Origin of the sequence: Mesorhizobium sp. M7A.F.Ce.TU.012.03.2.1 (assembly GCF_004006095.1) — a bacterium.
Classification (GTDB): domain Bacteria; phylum Pseudomonadota; class Alphaproteobacteria; order Rhizobiales; family Rhizobiaceae; genus Mesorhizobium.
Genome location: NZ_CP034779.1, coordinates 3,063,703 through 3,079,549, shown reverse-complemented (window position 1 = coordinate 3,079,549; position 15,847 = coordinate 3,063,703). Strand labels below are relative to the sequence as shown.

Annotated in this window: 17 protein-coding genes; 5 read left to right on the top strand and 12 right to left on the bottom strand. The window is 64.2% G+C overall.

All coding sequences use genetic code 11. The features are described 5' to 3' along the window. Nucleotides 1–48: 48 nt before the first annotated feature. The 6 genes from EJ079_RS14905 to EJ079_RS14880 all read right to left on the bottom strand — a co-directional run bounded on the left by EJ079_RS14905 (nucleotide 49) and on the right by EJ079_RS14880 (nucleotide 5,954). Nucleotides 49–459, bottom strand: a complete 411-nt coding sequence (locus tag EJ079_RS14905) for a GtrA family protein (protein WP_127809363.1) — start codon at nucleotides 457–459, stop codon at nucleotides 49–51. Continuing rightward, nucleotides 456–1,265, bottom strand: a complete 810-nt coding sequence (locus tag EJ079_RS14900) for a ChbG/HpnK family deacetylase (protein WP_127809362.1) — start codon at nucleotides 1,263–1,265, stop codon at nucleotides 456–458. Before EJ079_RS14900 ends, EJ079_RS14905 begins: the two co-directional genes overlap by 4 nt. Next, nucleotides 1,262–2,251 (bottom strand): glycosyltransferase family 2 protein, encoded by a 990-nt coding sequence (locus EJ079_RS14895; protein WP_127329411.1) that lies wholly within the window; start codon nucleotides 2,249–2,251, stop codon nucleotides 1,262–1,264. The genes EJ079_RS14900 and EJ079_RS14895 overlap by 4 nt, the downstream gene beginning before the upstream one ends. Next, a complete protein-coding gene (locus EJ079_RS14890) occupies nucleotides 2,244–3,407 on the bottom strand; it encodes a glycosyltransferase 87 family protein (RefSeq protein ID WP_127809361.1) in 1,164 nt (387 codons plus the stop codon). The genes EJ079_RS14895 and EJ079_RS14890 overlap by 8 nt, the downstream gene beginning before the upstream one ends. 215 nt (nucleotides 3,408–3,622) lie before the next feature. Then, nucleotides 3,623–4,660: a zinc-binding dehydrogenase gene (locus EJ079_RS14885; protein WP_127809360.1), complete on the bottom strand. Its 1,038-nt coding sequence runs from the start codon at nucleotides 4,658–4,660 to the stop codon at nucleotides 3,623–3,625. A gap of 52 nt (nucleotides 4,661–4,712) precedes the next feature. Next, nucleotides 4,713–5,954, bottom strand: a complete 1,242-nt coding sequence (locus tag EJ079_RS14880) for an acyl-CoA dehydrogenase family protein (protein WP_127809359.1) — start codon at nucleotides 5,952–5,954, stop codon at nucleotides 4,713–4,715. A 115-nt stretch (nucleotides 5,955–6,069) separates the two neighbouring features. Here EJ079_RS14880 and EJ079_RS14875 point away from each other — a divergent pair, with 115 nt between their 5' ends. The 5 genes from EJ079_RS14875 (at nucleotide 6,070) to EJ079_RS14855 (ending at nucleotide 9,683) form a co-directional block, all read left to right on the top strand. Further along, nucleotides 6,070–6,885, top strand: a complete 816-nt coding sequence (locus EJ079_RS14875) for an SDR family oxidoreductase (RefSeq protein WP_127398842.1) — start codon at nucleotides 6,070–6,072, stop codon at nucleotides 6,883–6,885. Nucleotides 6,886–6,924: 39 nt separating this feature from the next. Beyond that, a complete protein-coding gene (locus tag EJ079_RS14870; protein ID WP_023810115.1) occupies nucleotides 6,925–7,410 on the top strand; it encodes a MaoC family dehydratase in 486 nt (161 codons plus the stop codon). Continuing rightward, on the top strand, nucleotides 7,407–8,438 hold the full coding sequence (locus tag EJ079_RS14865; protein WP_127809358.1) for a phosphotransferase family protein: 1,032 nt from the start codon (nucleotides 7,407–7,409) through the stop codon (nucleotides 8,436–8,438). The genes EJ079_RS14870 and EJ079_RS14865 overlap by 4 nt, the downstream gene beginning before the upstream one ends. Nucleotides 8,439–8,602: 164 nt before the next feature. Further along, nucleotides 8,603–9,241 (top strand): TetR/AcrR family transcriptional regulator, encoded by a 639-nt coding sequence (locus EJ079_RS14860; RefSeq protein WP_127268963.1) that lies wholly within the window; start codon nucleotides 8,603–8,605, stop codon nucleotides 9,239–9,241. A gap of 193 nt (nucleotides 9,242–9,434) precedes the next feature. Next, the gene (locus EJ079_RS14855; RefSeq protein WP_127268964.1) at nucleotides 9,435–9,683 is read left to right on the top strand and encodes a DUF680 domain-containing protein; all 249 of its coding nucleotides are present in this window, start codon (nucleotides 9,435–9,437) and stop codon (nucleotides 9,681–9,683) included. A 42-nt stretch (nucleotides 9,684–9,725) separates the two neighbouring features. Here EJ079_RS14855 and EJ079_RS14850 read toward each other — a convergent pair whose 3' ends face one another. The 6 genes from EJ079_RS14850 to EJ079_RS14825 form a co-directional block, all read right to left on the bottom strand. Continuing rightward, nucleotides 9,726–10,775 (bottom strand): Gfo/Idh/MocA family oxidoreductase, encoded by a 1,050-nt coding sequence (locus EJ079_RS14850; RefSeq protein WP_127809357.1) that lies wholly within the window; start codon nucleotides 10,773–10,775, stop codon nucleotides 9,726–9,728. Nucleotides 10,776–10,823: 48 nt separating this feature from the next. Next, on the bottom strand, nucleotides 10,824–11,609 hold the full coding sequence (locus tag EJ079_RS14845) for a ThuA domain-containing protein (protein ID WP_127809356.1): 786 nt from the start codon (nucleotides 11,607–11,609) through the stop codon (nucleotides 10,824–10,826). Nucleotides 11,610–11,687: 78 nt separating this feature from the next. Continuing rightward, on the bottom strand, nucleotides 11,688–11,918 hold the full coding sequence (locus tag EJ079_RS14840) for a hypothetical protein (RefSeq protein WP_127809355.1): 231 nt from the start codon (nucleotides 11,916–11,918) through the stop codon (nucleotides 11,688–11,690). Between the two features lie 59 nt (nucleotides 11,919–11,977). Next, nucleotides 11,978–12,562 (bottom strand): sarcosine oxidase subunit gamma, encoded by a 585-nt coding sequence (locus EJ079_RS14835; protein ID WP_127809354.1) that lies wholly within the window; start codon nucleotides 12,560–12,562, stop codon nucleotides 11,978–11,980. After that, nucleotides 12,555–15,548 carry a sarcosine oxidase subunit alpha gene (locus EJ079_RS14830; protein WP_127809353.1) on the bottom strand — a complete coding sequence of 998 codons (2,994 nt, stop codon included), beginning with the start codon at nucleotides 15,546–15,548 and terminating at the stop codon, nucleotides 12,555–12,557. Before EJ079_RS14830 ends, EJ079_RS14835 begins: the two co-directional genes overlap by 8 nt. After that, nucleotides 15,545–15,841, bottom strand: coding sequence for a sarcosine oxidase subunit delta (locus EJ079_RS14825; RefSeq protein WP_015315781.1), 297 nt, complete (start codon nucleotides 15,839–15,841; stop codon nucleotides 15,545–15,547). Before EJ079_RS14825 ends, EJ079_RS14830 begins: the two co-directional genes overlap by 4 nt. Between the last annotated feature and the right edge of the window lie 6 nt (nucleotides 15,842–15,847).

Sequence of the window (15,847 nt, the reverse complement as noted above, 5' to 3'; positions counted from 1 at the left end):
GTGTGTAGCGGTTTTTCGTCCGGAATTTCGTAAGAAAAATAATTCTGCCTATCTCAAGAACCGGCCTTCGATCGACCAGCGCGCGGCGAGGAAATTCAGCACCGCCGCCACCACGACGCCGCCGATTTTCGCCGGCCACACCCCGATGATGCCGGCGAACAGCGCGATCGAGAGGCTGGAGACACCGAGCGAAATCAGCACTCCAAGCGTGGCGAAACGAAGGAACGCGTCATGCAGCCGGATGGCTCGATTGCGCTCAAACGACCACAAGCCGTTCGCCGCGAAGGAAAAGGTGACGGCGACGAACCAGGCAGCGATGTTGGCCGGCACCGGCGGAACCCCGAGCTTGAGCAGCAGGAAAAAGCTGGCAAGGTCGATGGCCGTGTTCGCCAGTCCGACAATGGCGAAGCGGACGATCTTGCTGCCGGCCGAACGCTGGGGCCGATCGGCGTCGCTCATCTCTTGCCGTCCAAGATCTCGACGCCGGCGCGGGCCAGGCTGGCTCCGAACGCGTCCGATGCCAAGGCCGCGAATTCGACCTCGCGCACACCTTGCATCATGTCGCGCGCGCGCAGCGTCTCGTCGACATGGCCGGGATGACACATGAACAGCCCTCGCTCCGGCAACCCTTCGACGGCGGCCCGCAGAACCGCAGCGAACTTTTCGGGTTGCCGCCAGTCATAGATGCCGGCGAGCGGCTGGAAAACGGTGAAGCCCGCGCGCTGCATCGAGCGGTTGAACCCGGCGGCGAGCGCGGCAATCGCAGCGACTTTCGCTCCCGCGGCCAGCGCCGGGGCGCCGCGCAGGGCCGGCCTGTCGGCGCCTTCTGGAAATCGTGCGCACAGCCATGTGCGCACGACAGGAAGGAAATGCACATGCTGATGCCCGTCGACGAAATCGGGGCGGCGGCCAAGCGCCTCGACGAAGCGGCTGTACTGGGCGTCAAGCTCGGCATGGACATGGCGGGCGCCGATGCGGCCGCGCAGAACAGGCAAGGCCAGTGCGCGGAGCGGTGGCAGCCGGCCTTCCGGCGCCAGGGCCGACCGGCCGGTGACGGCCAACTGGTCGGTCAAGGTGAGGTGCAGCCCAACCGCAGCCCGGCCGCACAGCGGTTTTATGCGCTCTGCCTCCTTTGCCCACTCGGGAAAGCCGGTCATGCAGCTGGTGCCGGTCAGGCGCCCCCGATCGAGAAGATCGAGAATCCCGGCGGAAACGCCAGGCGCCAGGCCGTAATCGTCGGCGATCAGGCGAATGCGCCGCGTCATCTGTTCGAAGAGCCCGGCTCCGGCCGGTCGGCGGGGGCATCGCTGCGCACGACATCGCGCACGAGATAGACCGGCCGATCCTTGCTCTCGCTGAGCGTCACCCAGACATATTCGCCGATCAGCCCAAGCAGGGTCAGGTTGAGGCCGCCGAGCAGAACGACGGCAACCAGCAGGCTGGGGTAGCCCGGAACGGCAATGCCGTAGAAGATCACCTCGAAGAACACCTTTGCACCATAGAGCGCGCCGGCCAACGCCGCGAGCAGCCCGCTAAGACTGATCAGGCGCAGCGGAATGACGGAGAACGAGGTGAACCCTTCGAGCGAGAAGGCGATCAGGTTGAGCCGGCTCCATTTCGATGTGCCACTGGCGCGGCCTTCCGGCGAATAGGGCAATGCTTTCTGGCGAAAGCCCGCCCAGGCAAACAGGCCCTTGTTGAAGCGACGCTTGTCACGCAGGCTGGTCAGTGCGCGCGCCACGGCGCCGCGCATGACGCGAAAGTCGCCGGCATTTTCAGGAATGTCGAAACGCTGGCTGCTGTTGATCAGGCTGTAGAAAAGCCGTGCAAGCTGGCTGCGCCGCCAACTCGCCTCGCGGCGGTCGTTCTGGGCATAGACGACGTCGATGTCGGGATGGTTCACCAGCTCGGCGATCAGCTTCAGGCTGATGTCCAGGGAATGCTGGAGGTCGGCGTCCATGATCAGCACCATGTCGCCGCGCGACTGGTCGAGGCCGGCGAGCACAGCGACTTCCTTGCCGAAATTGCGGCTGAGGCGGACGATCTCCCACGATCCCGTCAGCGCCTGCGAAAATCGTCCGGCGCCATCGTCACGGCTGCCGTCATCGACCAGGATCTTGTGCACGGTCATGCCGAAGCGCTGTGCCACGGCCGCTTCGAGCTCGCCGAGCAGGCGCGCGAAGGCCGATGCCGAAGCCGCCTCGTTGAAGAATGGCGCAACGATATCGAGGCTCTGTCGCAACTCAGCCATTCGCGACTCCCGCATTCACCACCTTTTCCCGTGCCTTGGCCCAGAACCACCAGATCAGCAAACCGGCGATGAAAGTGATGGCGACCGGCCGGAACCAGGGGAAGAGGAAATCGTGCACATGGCGCTCGACGCCGCTCAGGCCGGTCACGAACAGCGTCATCGACAGCACCGAGGCGAGGACGCCGCCTCGTTCTTCGCGCCACAACAGGGCGATGGCAAGACCGGCTGGTACCGCGATCATGGCAAAGGTGTTGGGCTCGACGCGCGGGTTGAAGACGCACATGTAGAAGGTGGCCGTCAGGAAGATCGCCAGCGCTGCCTTTCCCCCTTCGAGCCTGCGGTCGAACCAGATGACGGCTGAAAGCGTAAGGAGGGCCATGACCATGCGCACGATCGTTGCGCCGAATTCCGGTATCGGCAGCCCTACCGTGGTGAACGGTGCCGTGAAATCGGTGGACACGAAATGGCTGGTATTGTCGACGGCCATGGAGGTCAACATCTGGGCGAAGACACGATACTGATCGTTGAGATAGCCGGCGGGAGCAAAAGCGTAAGGCAGTGCGAGCACGAACAGCACCGCCAGCACCAGCACCGGTATCAACCGAAGCCGAAGGGCTCCTACCAACAACAGCATTATGATCGCGGTCGGCTTGGCGATGATGGCAAGCGAAGCCCAGAAGAACGTCTCCGCCCGTCGCCCTTCCAGCGCCGACAATGTGAGAAGCCAGCAAGCGCCGGTCAAAAGGATCGTCGCCTGGCCGTTGCGGATCGCGCCGAGCGCCATCGGCAAAGCGAGGAAGAGGCCGAAAGAAAGCAGCCACATCAACTCGCCACCACCGAGCTTGCGCACCTGCCGCATCGCGGCAAAGGTCAGCACCGCAAACCCGAGGGAGTGCCACACCACGCCGCCCAGATGCGGACCGAGCTTGACTATCGGAGTGTAGAGCGCGGCGAAGGCCGGCGCGTAGAGATACCCCATCTCGGATTGGGTGTCGTAGAGCGGCAGACCGGCCAGAAGCGCCTCGCTGCCATCTATATAGGCCTTCCACACCGTCCGCGTGTACGGCGACCTCAGGACCATGGCAAGAACGACCAGGAACGCTCCGATCCACAGGCCAAACCCCAAACGGTCGAAAACCGGCTTGGAAATCGTCATCAAGGCACCCCACACAATCCCGGAACAAGCTCAGTCCAGCCTGTCCCGGCATTCGATGGCGGCGGCATATCACGGACGCAGCGGCATGGCATAGGGGGCTTGATGGACGCGGATATCGGCCTGACGGTCCCGAGGCGGCGGATAACCGGCAATCTCTGACGCAAAGCACTCCGAGGCCCCCTCGCGTCCAAGCTTCTCGAATCTTTCGAATTGGCCTAAGGCCGGATGAACACCTTGCCGTTCGGCTTAGCCAGTTCCGCTGGCACCCGCGCCATCGCCTCGGCAAGCGGCACCACCGCCGTCACGTCGGTCGACCAGCGCCCATTGGAAAAACGCTTCTGCGCTTCCAGGATCGCCGGGCCGCGGCGATCGCGGAACTGGCGCATCCACTCGCTCAGCCAAAAACCTTCGATATGCTTATGCTGGAAGATCAGTTGACCGGGCTCGCGGATAACGGTGGCTTCGGGATCGAGCTTCCCGTAGATGATCCAGCGCGACCGCTTCGGCATAATGTCGAAGATGGCGGAAGCCAGCGGCCCGGTCACCGCGTCGAGAAAGATGCGCGGCTGCTCGGCCTTCACCACCTCGCGTAACGCCGCCTTGAAATCCGGCGCCTTTTCGTTGAGGACGTGCGCCGCGCCGAGCGCTTTCAGCGCCGCGATCTGGTCGTCGCGGCGCACGGTGACGATCGGCCGGAAGCCCTTCCCGCTGGCAAGGCCAATGATCAGCTTGCAGAGCTGGCTGGCGCCGGCGGTCATGACAAAGGCCTTTTCGCCTTCCTCCTTGACGACGTCGAACATGGCGAGCGCGGTGAGCGGGTTGACGATCATCGCCGCGCCATCCTCGTCGCGAACGGTGTCGAGCAGCGGGATGCAAACCTCGGCCTCGGCGACGGCATAGTCGGCCCAAGAGCCCCAATTGGTGACGCCCGTGGCAAAAGCGACACGCTTGCCGATCAGGCTTTTGGGATAGGGTTCGTCCCCGCTGGCGACGACAATGCCGACACCCTCGAAGCCGGCCGGCTGGCCCTTGGCGCGCGGCTGGCCGTACTGGCCCTTGACGAAGGCGATGTCGGAGGGGTTGATCGAGGCGAGGTTGACCTTGATCAACACCTGCGTCGGTCCGGGTGTCGGCACCGCGATGTTGCCCGGCTCGAGATACGGCTCCATCGCCTCCAGCACACTGCCGCTCGGCGTCCTGGTGTAGCCGTCGCCGACCAGCAGCAGCGCCTTCATTTCGGAGGGGACGGCCATTGGAACACTCCGTGCTTGGGCTGTCGGCATCGCCGGATGACGATGCCGGCGCTCAGACCTTTTCCTGCGTGTATTTCTTCAGCTCGGTGCGCGCCACCTGACGGCGATGCACGGCGTCCGGCCCGTCGGCAAGGCGCAAGGTCCGCAGATGCGTCCACGACCGCGCCAGCGGCGTGTCCTGGCTGATGCCTTGCGCGCCGAACATCTGCACCGCTTCGTCGGTGACCTTGAGCGCGACGCGGGGTGCCACCACCTTGATCTGGCTGATCCAGGGGGCCGCGGCGCGGGCGTCGCCCTGATCGATCATCCACGCCGCCTTGAGGCAGAGCAGCCGGGCCATTTCGATCTCCATGCGGCATTCGGCGATGATGTCGAAATTGGCGCCGAGCTTTGCCAGCTTCTGGCCGAAGGCTTCGCGGCGCAAGGAACGCTGGCACAGCATCTCGAGCGCCATCTCGGCCTGTCCGATGGCGCGCATGCAGTGATGGATCCGGCCGGGGCCGAGCCGCCCTTGCGCGATCTCGAACCCCCTGCCCTCGCCGAGGATCAGGTTCGATGCCGGTACCCGCACATTGTCGAAGCGAAGATGCATGTGGCCGTGCGGCGCGTCGTCATCGCCATAAACCTGCATGGCCCGCACCTTGGTCACGCCTTTTGTGTCCGATGGCACCAGGATCATCGAATGACGGCGGTGCTGCGGCTCGTCATCGCCGCCGGTCCTGACCATGACGATGTAGATGGCGCAGCGCGGATCGCCTGCGCCCGAAGCCCACCATTTCTCGCCGTTGAGCACATAGTCGTCGCCCTGACGTTCGCAGCGCATGGCAATGTTGGTGGCATCGGACGAAGCGACATCCGGCTCGGTCATCAGATAGGCCGAGCGGATCTTGCCGTCGAGCAGTGGCTCGAGCCATGCTTTCTTGAGGTCGGCCGAGCCGTACCGCTCCAGCACCTCCATGTTGCCGGTGTCGGGCGCCGAGCAGTTGAAGGTCTCCGCACCAAGATGCGCCTTTCCCATTTCCTCGGCCAGATAGGCGTATTCGACGGTGGAAAGGCCGTAGCCGCGTTCCGAGCCGGTCAGCCAGAAGTTCCACAGGCCGCGCTCCCTTGCGGTTTTCTTCAGCCCTTCGAGGATCTCGCTCTGGCGCGCACTGTAGACCCAGCGGTTGCCTGCCTTGCCCACTTCGCTGAGGAATTCATGGTCGAGCGGCATGATCTCGTCGCGCACCATGGCCGCGACGCGCGCGTGGATCGGCTTCAACCGCTCGGTCATGCCGAGATTCATCTCCGTCATCGGTCGCTAACCCTTCATGCATGCCAGGCATTTTGTCAGTGGCAAGGATGACCGTACTTCGGATAGCCTTGTCAACGCGAACTGTTTGCCCGCATGCCGAGCGCGGAGGATTGTGATGAGCTATCTGGACGAGCTGTTTTCGGTGGCCGGCAAGACCGCGCTGGTGACGGGTGCCGCGACCGGCATCGGGCGCATGGCGGCGACCGCGCTGGTGCAGGCCGGCGCCAACGTGATGATCGCGTCGCGCAAGGGCGATGACTGCATCAAGGTCGCCGAAGAGTTGAACGAGCTTGGCGCATCCGGCCGGGCCGAAGGCTTCGCCGGCGATGTCTCCAGCGAAACCGGCATTGCCGCACTCGTCGCCGAGGTCAAAGCGCGGACCGGGAAACTGCATATTCTGGTCAACAACGCCGGCGTCTCCTGGGGCGCACCGCTGGAAAGCTTCCCCTATTCGGCATGGGCCAAGGTGTTTGGCGTCAACGTCACCGCGGTCTTCCATCTGACCCGCGAATTGCTGCCGCTGCTCGATGCCGCCGCCAGCGACGCCGATCCGGCCAGGGTGATCAATCTCGGTTCGGTGATGGGCACGCAGCCGCTGGCCGACGACGCCTATTCCTACACGGCGTCCAAGGCAGCCGTGCATCATCTGACCCGCACCCTTGCGCTCGAGTTCGCCGGCCGCCGCATCACGGTCAATGCCTTCGCTCCCGGCCCCTTCCAGAGCCGGATGACGGCATTCGCCACCAGTACGGATGAGCAGGCCAGGCACGTCGGCAGCCATGTTCCGATCGGCCGTATCGGCGCACCGGATGACATTGCCGGCGCAACGCTCTATTTGTGCAGCCGTGCAGGCAGCTATGTCACCGGCGCCATCCTGCCGATCGACGGCGGACAGTCGGTGCAGCATGGGCTGACCCTGTTCAAGGAATGACATTTTCCGGCCACAGAAGCCGGGGGTGAACTGGAGGACATGAGCGTGGAACCGATCAGTCTCGATGTGCTTCTGGCCAGTGTCGGCAAGGAGGTTGGCGTGTCGCCATGGCGGGCGGTCACGCAACGCATGATCGACCAGTTCGCCGACGCCACCGACGACCACCAGTTCATCCACTGCGATCCGGAGCGGGCCATGCGCGAAACGCCGTTCGGCGGCACCATCGCGCACGGCTTCCTATCGCTGTCGCTGTTGTCGGCGATGACCTTCGAGACCATGCCGCCGCTGGAAAACGGCAAGATGGGCGTCAACCACGGCTTCGATTCGCTGCGCTTCCTGGCGCCGGTGAAAACGGGCGCGCGCATCCGCACGCGTTTCGTGCTGGCCGACGTCAAGGTTCGGCCGTCGGGCTGGGTGCAGACCGCGCATGACGTGACGATCGAAATCGAAGGTTCGAAGAAGCCGGCACTGACCGCGCGCTGGTTGACGCTGACCTTGATCGAACGCCAGCCCGAGACGGCATGAGTGATCCCGTACTCGACCAGGCAGCGCTTGCGCCTTACCTCGAGGCGAACATACCGGGCTTTTCCGAGCTTGCAGCAGTCGAGAAGTTCAAATCCGGCCAATCGAACCCGACTTACCTTTTGACGGCGGCAAGCGGCCGTTACGTGCTGCGCGCCAAGCCGCCGGGGCAATTGCTGAAATCGGCGCATCAGGTCGACCGCGAATTCAGGGTGATGAGCGCGCTTGCCGGCACCGCCGTGCCCGTGCCTGCCATGCTGCACCTGTCGGCGGAAGACTCGCCCATCGGCCGCATGTTTTACGTGATGGATTTCCTGGACGGCCGCATTTTCTGGGATCCGGCGCTGCCGGAGGCAGGCGACAACGAAGAACGCGCCGGTATATACGATGCCATGAACGAAACCCTCGCGGCGCTGCACGAGATCGATGTCGGGACAGTGGGGCTCGGCGATTTCGGGCGGCCGGGAAATTATTTCGAGCGCCAGCTGGCGCGCTGGACCAGCCAGTACCGCGCCTCGGAGACTGACGCAGTCGCCGAGATGGACGGGCTGATTGCCTGGTTGGAAACGCATATGCCCGCCGATGACGGCCGGATCTCGTTGGTGCATGGCGACTACCGGCTGGACAATCTGATCTTCGCGCCGGACCGGCCGAAGGTGCTGGCGGTGCTCGACTGGGAATTGTCGACATCAGGCCACCCCTTCGCCGATATCGCCTATCAATGCATGCAATGGCGGCTGCCGCACGCTTCCGGCTTTCGCGGCCTGGGCGGCGTCGACCGTTCCGCACTCGGCCTGCCCTCCGAGGAGGACTACGTCGCCGCCTACTGCCGGCGGCGCGGGCTCACCGGTATCGGCAACTGGACGTTCTATCTCGCCTTTTCCTTCTTCCGGCTGGCCGCGATTTGCCAGGGCGTCTACAAGCGGGCGCTGGACGGAAACGCCTCCAATCCGGAAAAGGCCCGGACCTATGGCGAGGCGGTAAAGCTGCTTTCGCGCCTTGCCGCGAAGCTGATCGACAAGGAGGCGTGATGGGCCGCTTTGACGGAGCAAAGGTGCTGACCACGGGTGCCGCCAACCTCGACAAGCGTCGGCACGATCCGAAGTATACCGCCTGGGAACTTCCCGTGCCCTTGTCCGTTTCCGTACAGCGTATATAATTTAGCCAGCCACCAACCAACCAAAGGCACCAGATCTTGCCGCAGAGCGTCCAGACACGCCGCGAGAAGCAAAAGGCAGAACTGCGCTCCGAACTGGTCGAGGCCGCGCACAAGCTCGTCCAGGAAGAAGGCTATGAAGGCCTGACCATCCGCAAGCTGGCCAAACGGGTCGGCTACGCCCCGATGTCTGTCTATTCCTACTTCGCCGACAAGCAGGACATCCTGTTCGCTCTGGCCGAGGATGCGTTCGAGACGCTGGCCCGCCGCATCGAGGAGCATCCATCCGATGATCCAATCGAGGCCTTGCAGGCGGTGATGACCGAATATGCCGCTTTCGGACTCGGCAATCCCAACGAATACCGCACCGTGTTCATGACCGAAAAGACCAAGCTGCCGGAAGGCTACAATGAAATGGAGGAGAGCAACCCTGCTATGAAGGTGCTGATCAGCAGGGTCGAGGCCTGCGTCGCCGCCGGCAAATTGCAGGGCGATCCGCGCGCCATCGCCACCATGCTGTGGGCGGTCGGACACGGCACGATCTCGCTGCTCATCACCTTTCCGTTCTACCCCTTCGGCGATCCGCAGGCCTTCGTGAAGCGGATGTGCGATTTCACGCTCGCCACGCTCAGCACGCAAAACGTCCCGCCGCTGACCGAGACACCGGTCAACTGCTGAGCGTCGTTTCCTTTGGTTTGTGTATTCTCCTCCAGACCTGGGAGGTCTTGGTTAACAAAAAATTTATTGTACGCGTACGGTTTTCCTTGAACTTCGCGATCGACGGGCGTATATGTACAGCGCATCGTACATGTACGAGATAAATTCACCCGTCGGTACGAATTGAATTCGACCCGGAAACCGGAGACTGACAATGAAAAAGACACTCCTCACCCTCGCCGCCGTGCTGGCACTTTCGGGCTCGGCCTTCGCCGCCAACACCACCCATCCCGTCAAACATGCGCCGGTGGCGGCCTGCGTTGACACCAGGACCAACGTGAAGCTCGATTGCGCTTCGACCGGTTCGGTCGAGAAGAAGGGTGCCACGCAAAATACCGCTGAAGGCAAGGGCCCGCGGCTCGGCATCAGCATCAATCCGTGGATTGTACCAAGCGCATTTTGACATCAGCAAAGATCGCGTCTGGCCGGCACAAGCCGGCCAGCTTCAGCCGACCGAAACCGGCAGCTTCGCCGCTGAACTCTCGAAGGCCGCGTCGATCAGCTTTTGCATGTCCGCGGCACGCCGGAACGACGGATCGCCATTCCGGCCTGTATCCAGCGCATCGGCAAAGCGTCGCGCATTGCGCTTGACACTGGGCAGCGCCAAGATCTGCCAGCGCTGAAGATCGACATCGCCGCCGAGACAGGCCGACAGGTTCGATGCCTTGCCGTCGGTTTCGACCCTGATGGCGCCCTTGGTGCCGTGCAGGGCCAGCGACAGATCGTTGGCGTGGCCGGTCATGTAGCGGCTCGCCACGATCGTAGCGAGCGCACCGGAACTGAGCCGCGCCGTCATTGCCACGCTGTCATTGGCGTCCAGCACATAGTCGCCGATGCGCTCGCCCTCGGCCTTCGGAAACGTCACCAGATCGGCATGCAGGCTGACGATATCCTGGCCGGCGCCATAGGTGGCGAAGTCCAGGATATGGATGCCGACATCGCCCAGCACGCCGGTCGAACCGTGCCGGCTCGACAAGCGCCAGAGCCATTTGTCCTCGACCCGCCAGTCGCCCCACGACTGGCTGACCAGCCAGCTTTGCCGGTAGCTTGCCTCGACATGGCGCAACACGCCGATCTCGCCGGCCAGCACCATGCGCCGCGCTTCATGGATCGCCGGTGAGTTGCGATAGGTCAGGTTGACCATGTTGACCACCCCTGCAGCCTCGGCCGCTTCGGTCATATCAAGCGCGTCGGCGTGGTTCGGCGCCAGCGGCTTTTCGCAAAACACATGCTTTCCCTGGGCAAGCAGCGCCAGCGTCGTTGCCATATGCGCACCATCCGGCGTCGCGTTGATGGCGGCATCGAACTGACCCCAGGCGATCGCCGCCTCCAGGCTCTCGAAAGATTCGCCGATCTTGCTGACGGCGGCAAACGCCGCCGCGCGGCCAGGCACCTGGTCGACGCAAGCGACGATGCTGCAGCCCGGGATCCCGACAAACTCCTCGACATGATGCCCGGCGATACCGCCGGTGCCGAGCAGAAGAATTCGATGCATCAGTTCAGGCCCCCAGCCACCTCACACCCCAATCAACTCAGGCCCGAATCAACTCAGGCCCTTGTCGCCGTCGGCATGCAGGCGCGGCCCCTTCTGCACGATCTTCTCCTTGGCCGCATCCGTCGGCACGTTCGGCGCATTGGTGATGCCGGACCATGCCGGCGCCGGGTTGTGCGCCCAGTGCACGGCGTTGCGCAGCACCTGCTGCACGCCCTCGTTGTGATAGATCGGATAGGTCTCGTGACCGGGCGAGAAGTAGAAGATCCGTCCCGCGCCGCGCTGGTAGGTCAGCCCGGACCGGAACACCTCGCCACCCTCGTACCAGGAGACGAACACCGTCTCCAGCGGCTCCGGCACGGCGAAGGGCTCGCCATACATTTCGGTCTCGCCGATCTCCAGGCACTCGCCGATGCCTTGCGCGATCGGGTGGCCGCGGTTGATCGCCCAGACGCGCTCGCGCTCGCCCGCCTCGCGCCATTTCAGCGAACAGGGCGTGCCCATCAGCCGCTTGAATATCTTCGAGTAGTGGCCGGAATGGAGCACGATCAGGCCCATCCCTTCCCACACCCGCTTCTGCACCCGCTCGACGATCTCGTCCTTGACCTCGCCATGCGCCGCGTGGCCCCACCACAAAAGCACGTCGGTGGCCGCCAGGCGCTTTTCGCTCAGGCCGTGCTCGGGCTCCTGCAAGGTGGCGGTGGTCGCCTCGATGCCCTTGTCCTGGTTGAGGGCGGCGGCAATGGTGCCATGCATGCCCAAGGGATAGAGGTCGCGCACGGCTTCATTGGTCTGCTCGTGGACATTCTCGCCCCAAACGATCGCTTTTGTCGGCATTTTCATCTCCCAAAGCGCTTTAAATAGCATGTCAAAAGGGATTGAGAAGGTCCCGATGCCGCCTGGCCCGATGGAATACTACGTCTTGCGCTTCTTGCGCCCCGGCACGGTCTTGGCCTTGCCCGGTTTCGCCGGTGCGCCGGGGATGGCGGTTCCGGTAATGGATATCGGATCGCTGGCCGGGAACGTGTCTTGGAGGCCTTCCTCGAGTTCCTCTTCGGCGCTCGGGGCTTCATGTCGCTCATGTTCGAGCGAGCGGACGGCCGATGTCTTTATGACCGGCGACTTCGGTGCGGAATTCGACGGCATCGGCATTCTCCCTCGGCGTGCGGATGCAGAACGAGCGTGCCCTGCAAAACGTTCCGAGTTCAGACCGCCGCGTCGCGCGATCCCTCGGACAGGAAAGTAAAGACATAGTCCGAGAAGGAACGCCAGCATTCGACCCGGAAGGCATTGGCGGCTGTGCGCAGCAGCACGATCTCGGTCTTGCCCAGGATGGTGCGCGACGCTGCGCCCACCGGGAAGGCGTCGAGCGACAGGTCCTGCGGGCAGCCAGCATTGATCGTCGCCGCTGCCCCAGTGCCCGTCACCGATATCGCGATGTTGCGATGCGAGACGCCGACCGCCGAATGCAGCGCGGATACTTTGGCGCAATCGGCGAGCGGATCGTTGCCGGCCTCATCGATCACAAGCCATTCGTCGGGACCGAGCCACAAGACGGTGCGCCCGCCCTTCGCGGCAGAGGTTTTCGGCTTGTTCGGCAAGGTCACGCCGAGCGCCTTCGAAAGCGCTGCGGCCGAGGCTTCCGGCGCACGCAATGACATGCGCTCGGCCGGCGGCAATACCTCGACCTTGGCGCCGGCGGCAGTGGTGCTGCGCCCAGCCAGCGCCGGACGGCGTTCGACCGAAGGCGATGCGGCCGGAGCCGTCTTCCTTGCAGCGGCCTTAGCCATTGAGGCGCCCTCCCGTCTCGTCGAAGAACACCATGCCGGTAACCTCCACTTCGATCACCCCATTCGGCATCGGCACATAGAGGGTCTCGCCCATCCGGTCGCGGCCGCCGGCGACCAGCGCCAATGCGATCGAGCGGCCGCAATTTTCCGACCAATAGCTCGAGCTGACATGGCCGATCATCTTCATCGGGATCGCCTGCTTGGGATCCTCGACGATCTGCGCGCCTTCTTCCAGAACCACTTTGGGGTCCCTGGTCTTGAGGCCGACCAGCTGCTTGCGGCCCTTGGCGACCAGATCCGGCCGCGTCAGGCCGCGGATGCCGACGAAATCGGTCTTCTTCTTGCCGACCGCCCAGTCGAGCCCGGCGTCGTTCGGCGTTACCGTGCCATCCGTGTCCTGGCCGACGATGATGTAGCCTTTTTCGGCGCGCAGCACGTGCATCGCCTCGGTGCCGTAGGCGGCCGCACCATGCTTCTGGCCCTCGGCCCACAGGGCTTCCCAGACCGCCTGGCCATAGTCGGCCGGCACATTGACCTCGAAGCCGCGCTCGCCGGTGAACGACATGCGAAACAACCGCGTCGGCACGCCGCAGATCTTGCCTTCACGCACCGACATATGCGGCAGCGCCTCGTCGGACATGTCGATGCCTTCGACCAGTGGCGCGATGATGTCGCGCGACTTGGGCCCCTGCACGGCGATAACAGCCCACTGCTCGGTGATCGAGGTCAGCCAGACATTGAGATGCGGGAACTCGGTCTGGAGATAATCCTCCATGTGGTTCATGACGCGCGGCGCGCCGCCGGTCGTCGTCGTCACGTGGAAACGGTCGGGGGCCAGCCTGCCGACGACGCCGTCGTCATAGATGAAGCCGTCCTCGCGCAGCATGATGCCGTAGCGGCAGCGGCCGGGTTCCAGCTTCTCCCATGGGTTGGTGTAGAGCAGTTCCATGAACTTGGCCGCATCCGGCCCAACCACCTCGATCTTGCCCAGCGTAGAGGCATCGAACAGGCCCGCCGTCTTGCGCACCGCGACGCATTCGCGGTCGACCGCGGCATGCATGTCCTCGCCCGCCTTGGGGAAATACCAGGCGCGCTTCCACTGGCCGACATCCTCGAACACGGCACCTTGCGCCTCGGCCCAGGGATGGATCGCGGTTCTGCGCGTCGGGTCGAACAGCGGACCGCGCGCATGGCTGACGATCGCGCCGAAGGTGACCGGCGTATAGGGCGCACGGAACGTGGTCAGGCCGACCTCCGGGATCGGCTTTCCCAGCGTCTCGGCGGCAATCGCCAGGCCGTGCATGTTGGAGGTCTTGCCCTGGTCGGTCGCCATGCCGTTGGTGGTGAAGCGCTTGACGTGCTCGATCGAGCGCATGCCTTCGTGCACCGCCTGGCGGATATCCTTGGCGGTGACGTCGTTCTGGAAATCGACGAACGCCTTCACAGTCGTGTCCGGCCCGGCGCCGGGCGCCGCGCCCAACATACCGCGCGACCAGCTCTCCGACGCATCGACCTTCGGCTTACTGCTCTTGGCGGCTTTGGCGCCGGCATCTTTCGCCGCCTTGGCGCCCGCCGCATAGGCCTCGTCCACCGTCGCCGACAGCCCGTCGGTGCCGTTGCAGGCGCCCACCGAGACGCAGTCCTGCGCATAGGTGCCCGGCACGAAGCGCTTGGTCTCGTCGTTGAAGGCGACCTTTCCGCGCGACTGCGAGAACAGATGCACCGACGGCGTCCAGCCGGCCGACATCAGGATCGCATCGACCGCGATGGTGCGTTCGCCGCCGCCATTCTTCGGCTGCACGGTCATCGACGACACCCTGAGCTTACCGCCAGCGCGGATCACCGCGCGGCCGAAATTGATCTCGATGCCGAGCGCCCTCGCCTCGTCGATCACCGGTCCGGTCGGATTTTCGCGCAGATCGACGATCGCCGCCACGTTGACGCCGGCCTTCTTCAGGTCGATCGCCGCCGCGTAAGCAGAATCATTGGCGGTGTAGACGCCGACATTCCTGCCGACCGCGACGCCATAGTGGTTGAGATAGGTGCGCGCGGCACCCGCCAGCATGATGCCCGGCCGGTCATTGTCGGCAAACACCATGTGGCGCTCGATCGCGCCCGAGGCCAGCACCACGCGCTTGGCCCGGACCTGCCACAGCCGCTCGCGCGCCAGATCGTGGCCGGGGGTCCTCAGATGCTCGCTGACACGCTCGACCAGCCCCACAAAATTCTGCGCATAGTAGCCGAACGCCGTCGTTCGCGACAGCACGCGGACATTGTCCATTGCGGCGAGCTTCGCCACGGCAGCTTGCGCCCAGGCAAAACCGTCCTGGCCGTCGATTTTCGCGCCGCTCTCGAAACGCAGGCTGCCGCCGAACTCGGCCTGCTCGTCGGCGAGGATGACGCGCACGCCGGTCTCAGCCGCCGCAAGCGCTGCCGCGATGCCTGCCGCACCGCCGCCCAGCACCAGCACGTCGCAATGCGCATAGCGCGATGAATAATGGTCGGGATCCGGCTGGTCCGGGGAAACGCCAAGACCGGCTGCGGCGCGTATCTTTGGCTCGTAGAGCCTCTTCCACGCCGCTTTCGGCCACATGAAGGTCTTGTAGTAGAAGCCGGCCGAAAGCAGCGGCGAGGCGATATCGCTGACCGCACCGAGGTCGAAGGACAGTGACGGCCAGCGGTTCTGCGACTGCCCATCAAGCCCGTCATAGAGCTCCTGCACGGTCGCCCGCACGTTCGGCGTCTTGCGTGCCGCGTCGCGCTTGATTTCGACCAGGGCGTTCGGCTCCTCGGCGCCCGCCGACAGGATGCCGCGCGGACGGTGGTACTTGAACGAACGGCCGACGAGATGGACGCCATTGGCGAGCAGCGCCGAGGCCAGCGTGTCGCCCTCGATGCCGGCATAGGACCGGCCATCGAAGCTGAACCGCGCGGTCTTGGCTTGGCTGAAGCGGCCAGCGCCGGGAATGCGGAACGCGCCGCTCATTTGGCAACTCCCGGGAGCTTCGACGGCTTCGGCTCGCCGGCCTTGTAGGTCATGACGAATTTGTCGGTGACGGTGTCGCGTACGGCATTGAAGAAGCGCGCACAGCCATGCATGTGCCGCCAGCGCTCATAAATGATGCCCTTGGGGTTGGAGCGGATGAAGAAGAATTTTTCGAAATCGTCGTCGCTCTCGCCTGATATGTTGGCCGAGCGCGCGATATGCGCCTCGCCGGCGTTGCGGAACTCGAGTTCCGGACGCTCTTCCTCGCAATAGGGGCAGCGGATGAGAAGCATTTGGTT

What these genes read in the sequence shown, in the direction of transcription:
- EJ079_RS14905 (WP_127809363.1), bottom strand. Translation starts at nt 459, where the DNA reads ATGAGCGACGCCGATCGGCCCCAGCGTTCGGCCGGCAGCAAGATCGTC.
- EJ079_RS14900 (WP_127809362.1), bottom strand. Translation starts at nt 1,265, where the DNA reads ATGACGCGGCGCATTCGCCTGATCGCCGACGATTACGGCCTGGCGCCT.
- EJ079_RS14895 (WP_127329411.1), bottom strand. Translation starts at nt 2,251, where the DNA reads ATGGCTGAGTTGCGACAGAGCCTCGATATCGTTGCGCCATTCTTCAAC.
- EJ079_RS14890 (WP_127809361.1), bottom strand. Translation starts at nt 3,407, where the DNA reads ATGACGATTTCCAAGCCGGTTTTCGACCGTTTGGGGTTTGGCCTGTGG.
- EJ079_RS14885 (WP_127809360.1), bottom strand. Translation starts at nt 4,660, where the DNA reads ATGGCCGTCCCCTCCGAAATGAAGGCGCTGCTGCTGGTCGGCGACGGC.
- EJ079_RS14880 (WP_127809359.1), bottom strand. Translation starts at nt 5,954, where the DNA reads ATGACGGAGATGAATCTCGGCATGACCGAGCGGTTGAAGCCGATCCAC.
- EJ079_RS14875 (WP_127398842.1), top strand. Translation starts at nt 6,070, where the DNA reads ATGAGCTATCTGGACGAGCTGTTTTCGGTGGCCGGCAAGACCGCGCTG.
- EJ079_RS14870 (WP_023810115.1), top strand. Translation starts at nt 6,925, where the DNA reads ATGAGCGTGGAACCGATCAGTCTCGATGTGCTTCTGGCCAGTGTCGGC.
- EJ079_RS14865 (WP_127809358.1), top strand. Translation starts at nt 7,407, where the DNA reads ATGAGTGATCCCGTACTCGACCAGGCAGCGCTTGCGCCTTACCTCGAG.
- EJ079_RS14855 (WP_127268964.1), top strand. Translation starts at nt 9,435, where the DNA reads ATGAAAAAGACACTCCTCACCCTCGCCGCCGTGCTGGCACTTTCGGGC.
- EJ079_RS14850 (WP_127809357.1), bottom strand. Translation starts at nt 10,775, where the DNA reads ATGCATCGAATTCTTCTGCTCGGCACCGGCGGTATCGCCGGGCATCAT.
- EJ079_RS14845 (WP_127809356.1), bottom strand. Translation starts at nt 11,609, where the DNA reads ATGCCGACAAAAGCGATCGTTTGGGGCGAGAATGTCCACGAGCAGACC.
- EJ079_RS14840 (WP_127809355.1), bottom strand. Translation starts at nt 11,918, where the DNA reads ATGCCGTCGAATTCCGCACCGAAGTCGCCGGTCATAAAGACATCGGCC.
- EJ079_RS14835 (WP_127809354.1), bottom strand. Translation starts at nt 12,562, where the DNA reads ATGGCTAAGGCCGCTGCAAGGAAGACGGCTCCGGCCGCATCGCCTTCG.
- EJ079_RS14830 (WP_127809353.1), bottom strand. Translation starts at nt 15,548, where the DNA reads ATGAGCGGCGCGTTCCGCATTCCCGGCGCTGGCCGCTTCAGCCAAGCC.
- EJ079_RS14825 (WP_015315781.1), bottom strand. Translation starts at nt 15,841, where the DNA reads ATGCTTCTCATCCGCTGCCCCTATTGCGAGGAAGAGCGTCCGGAACTC.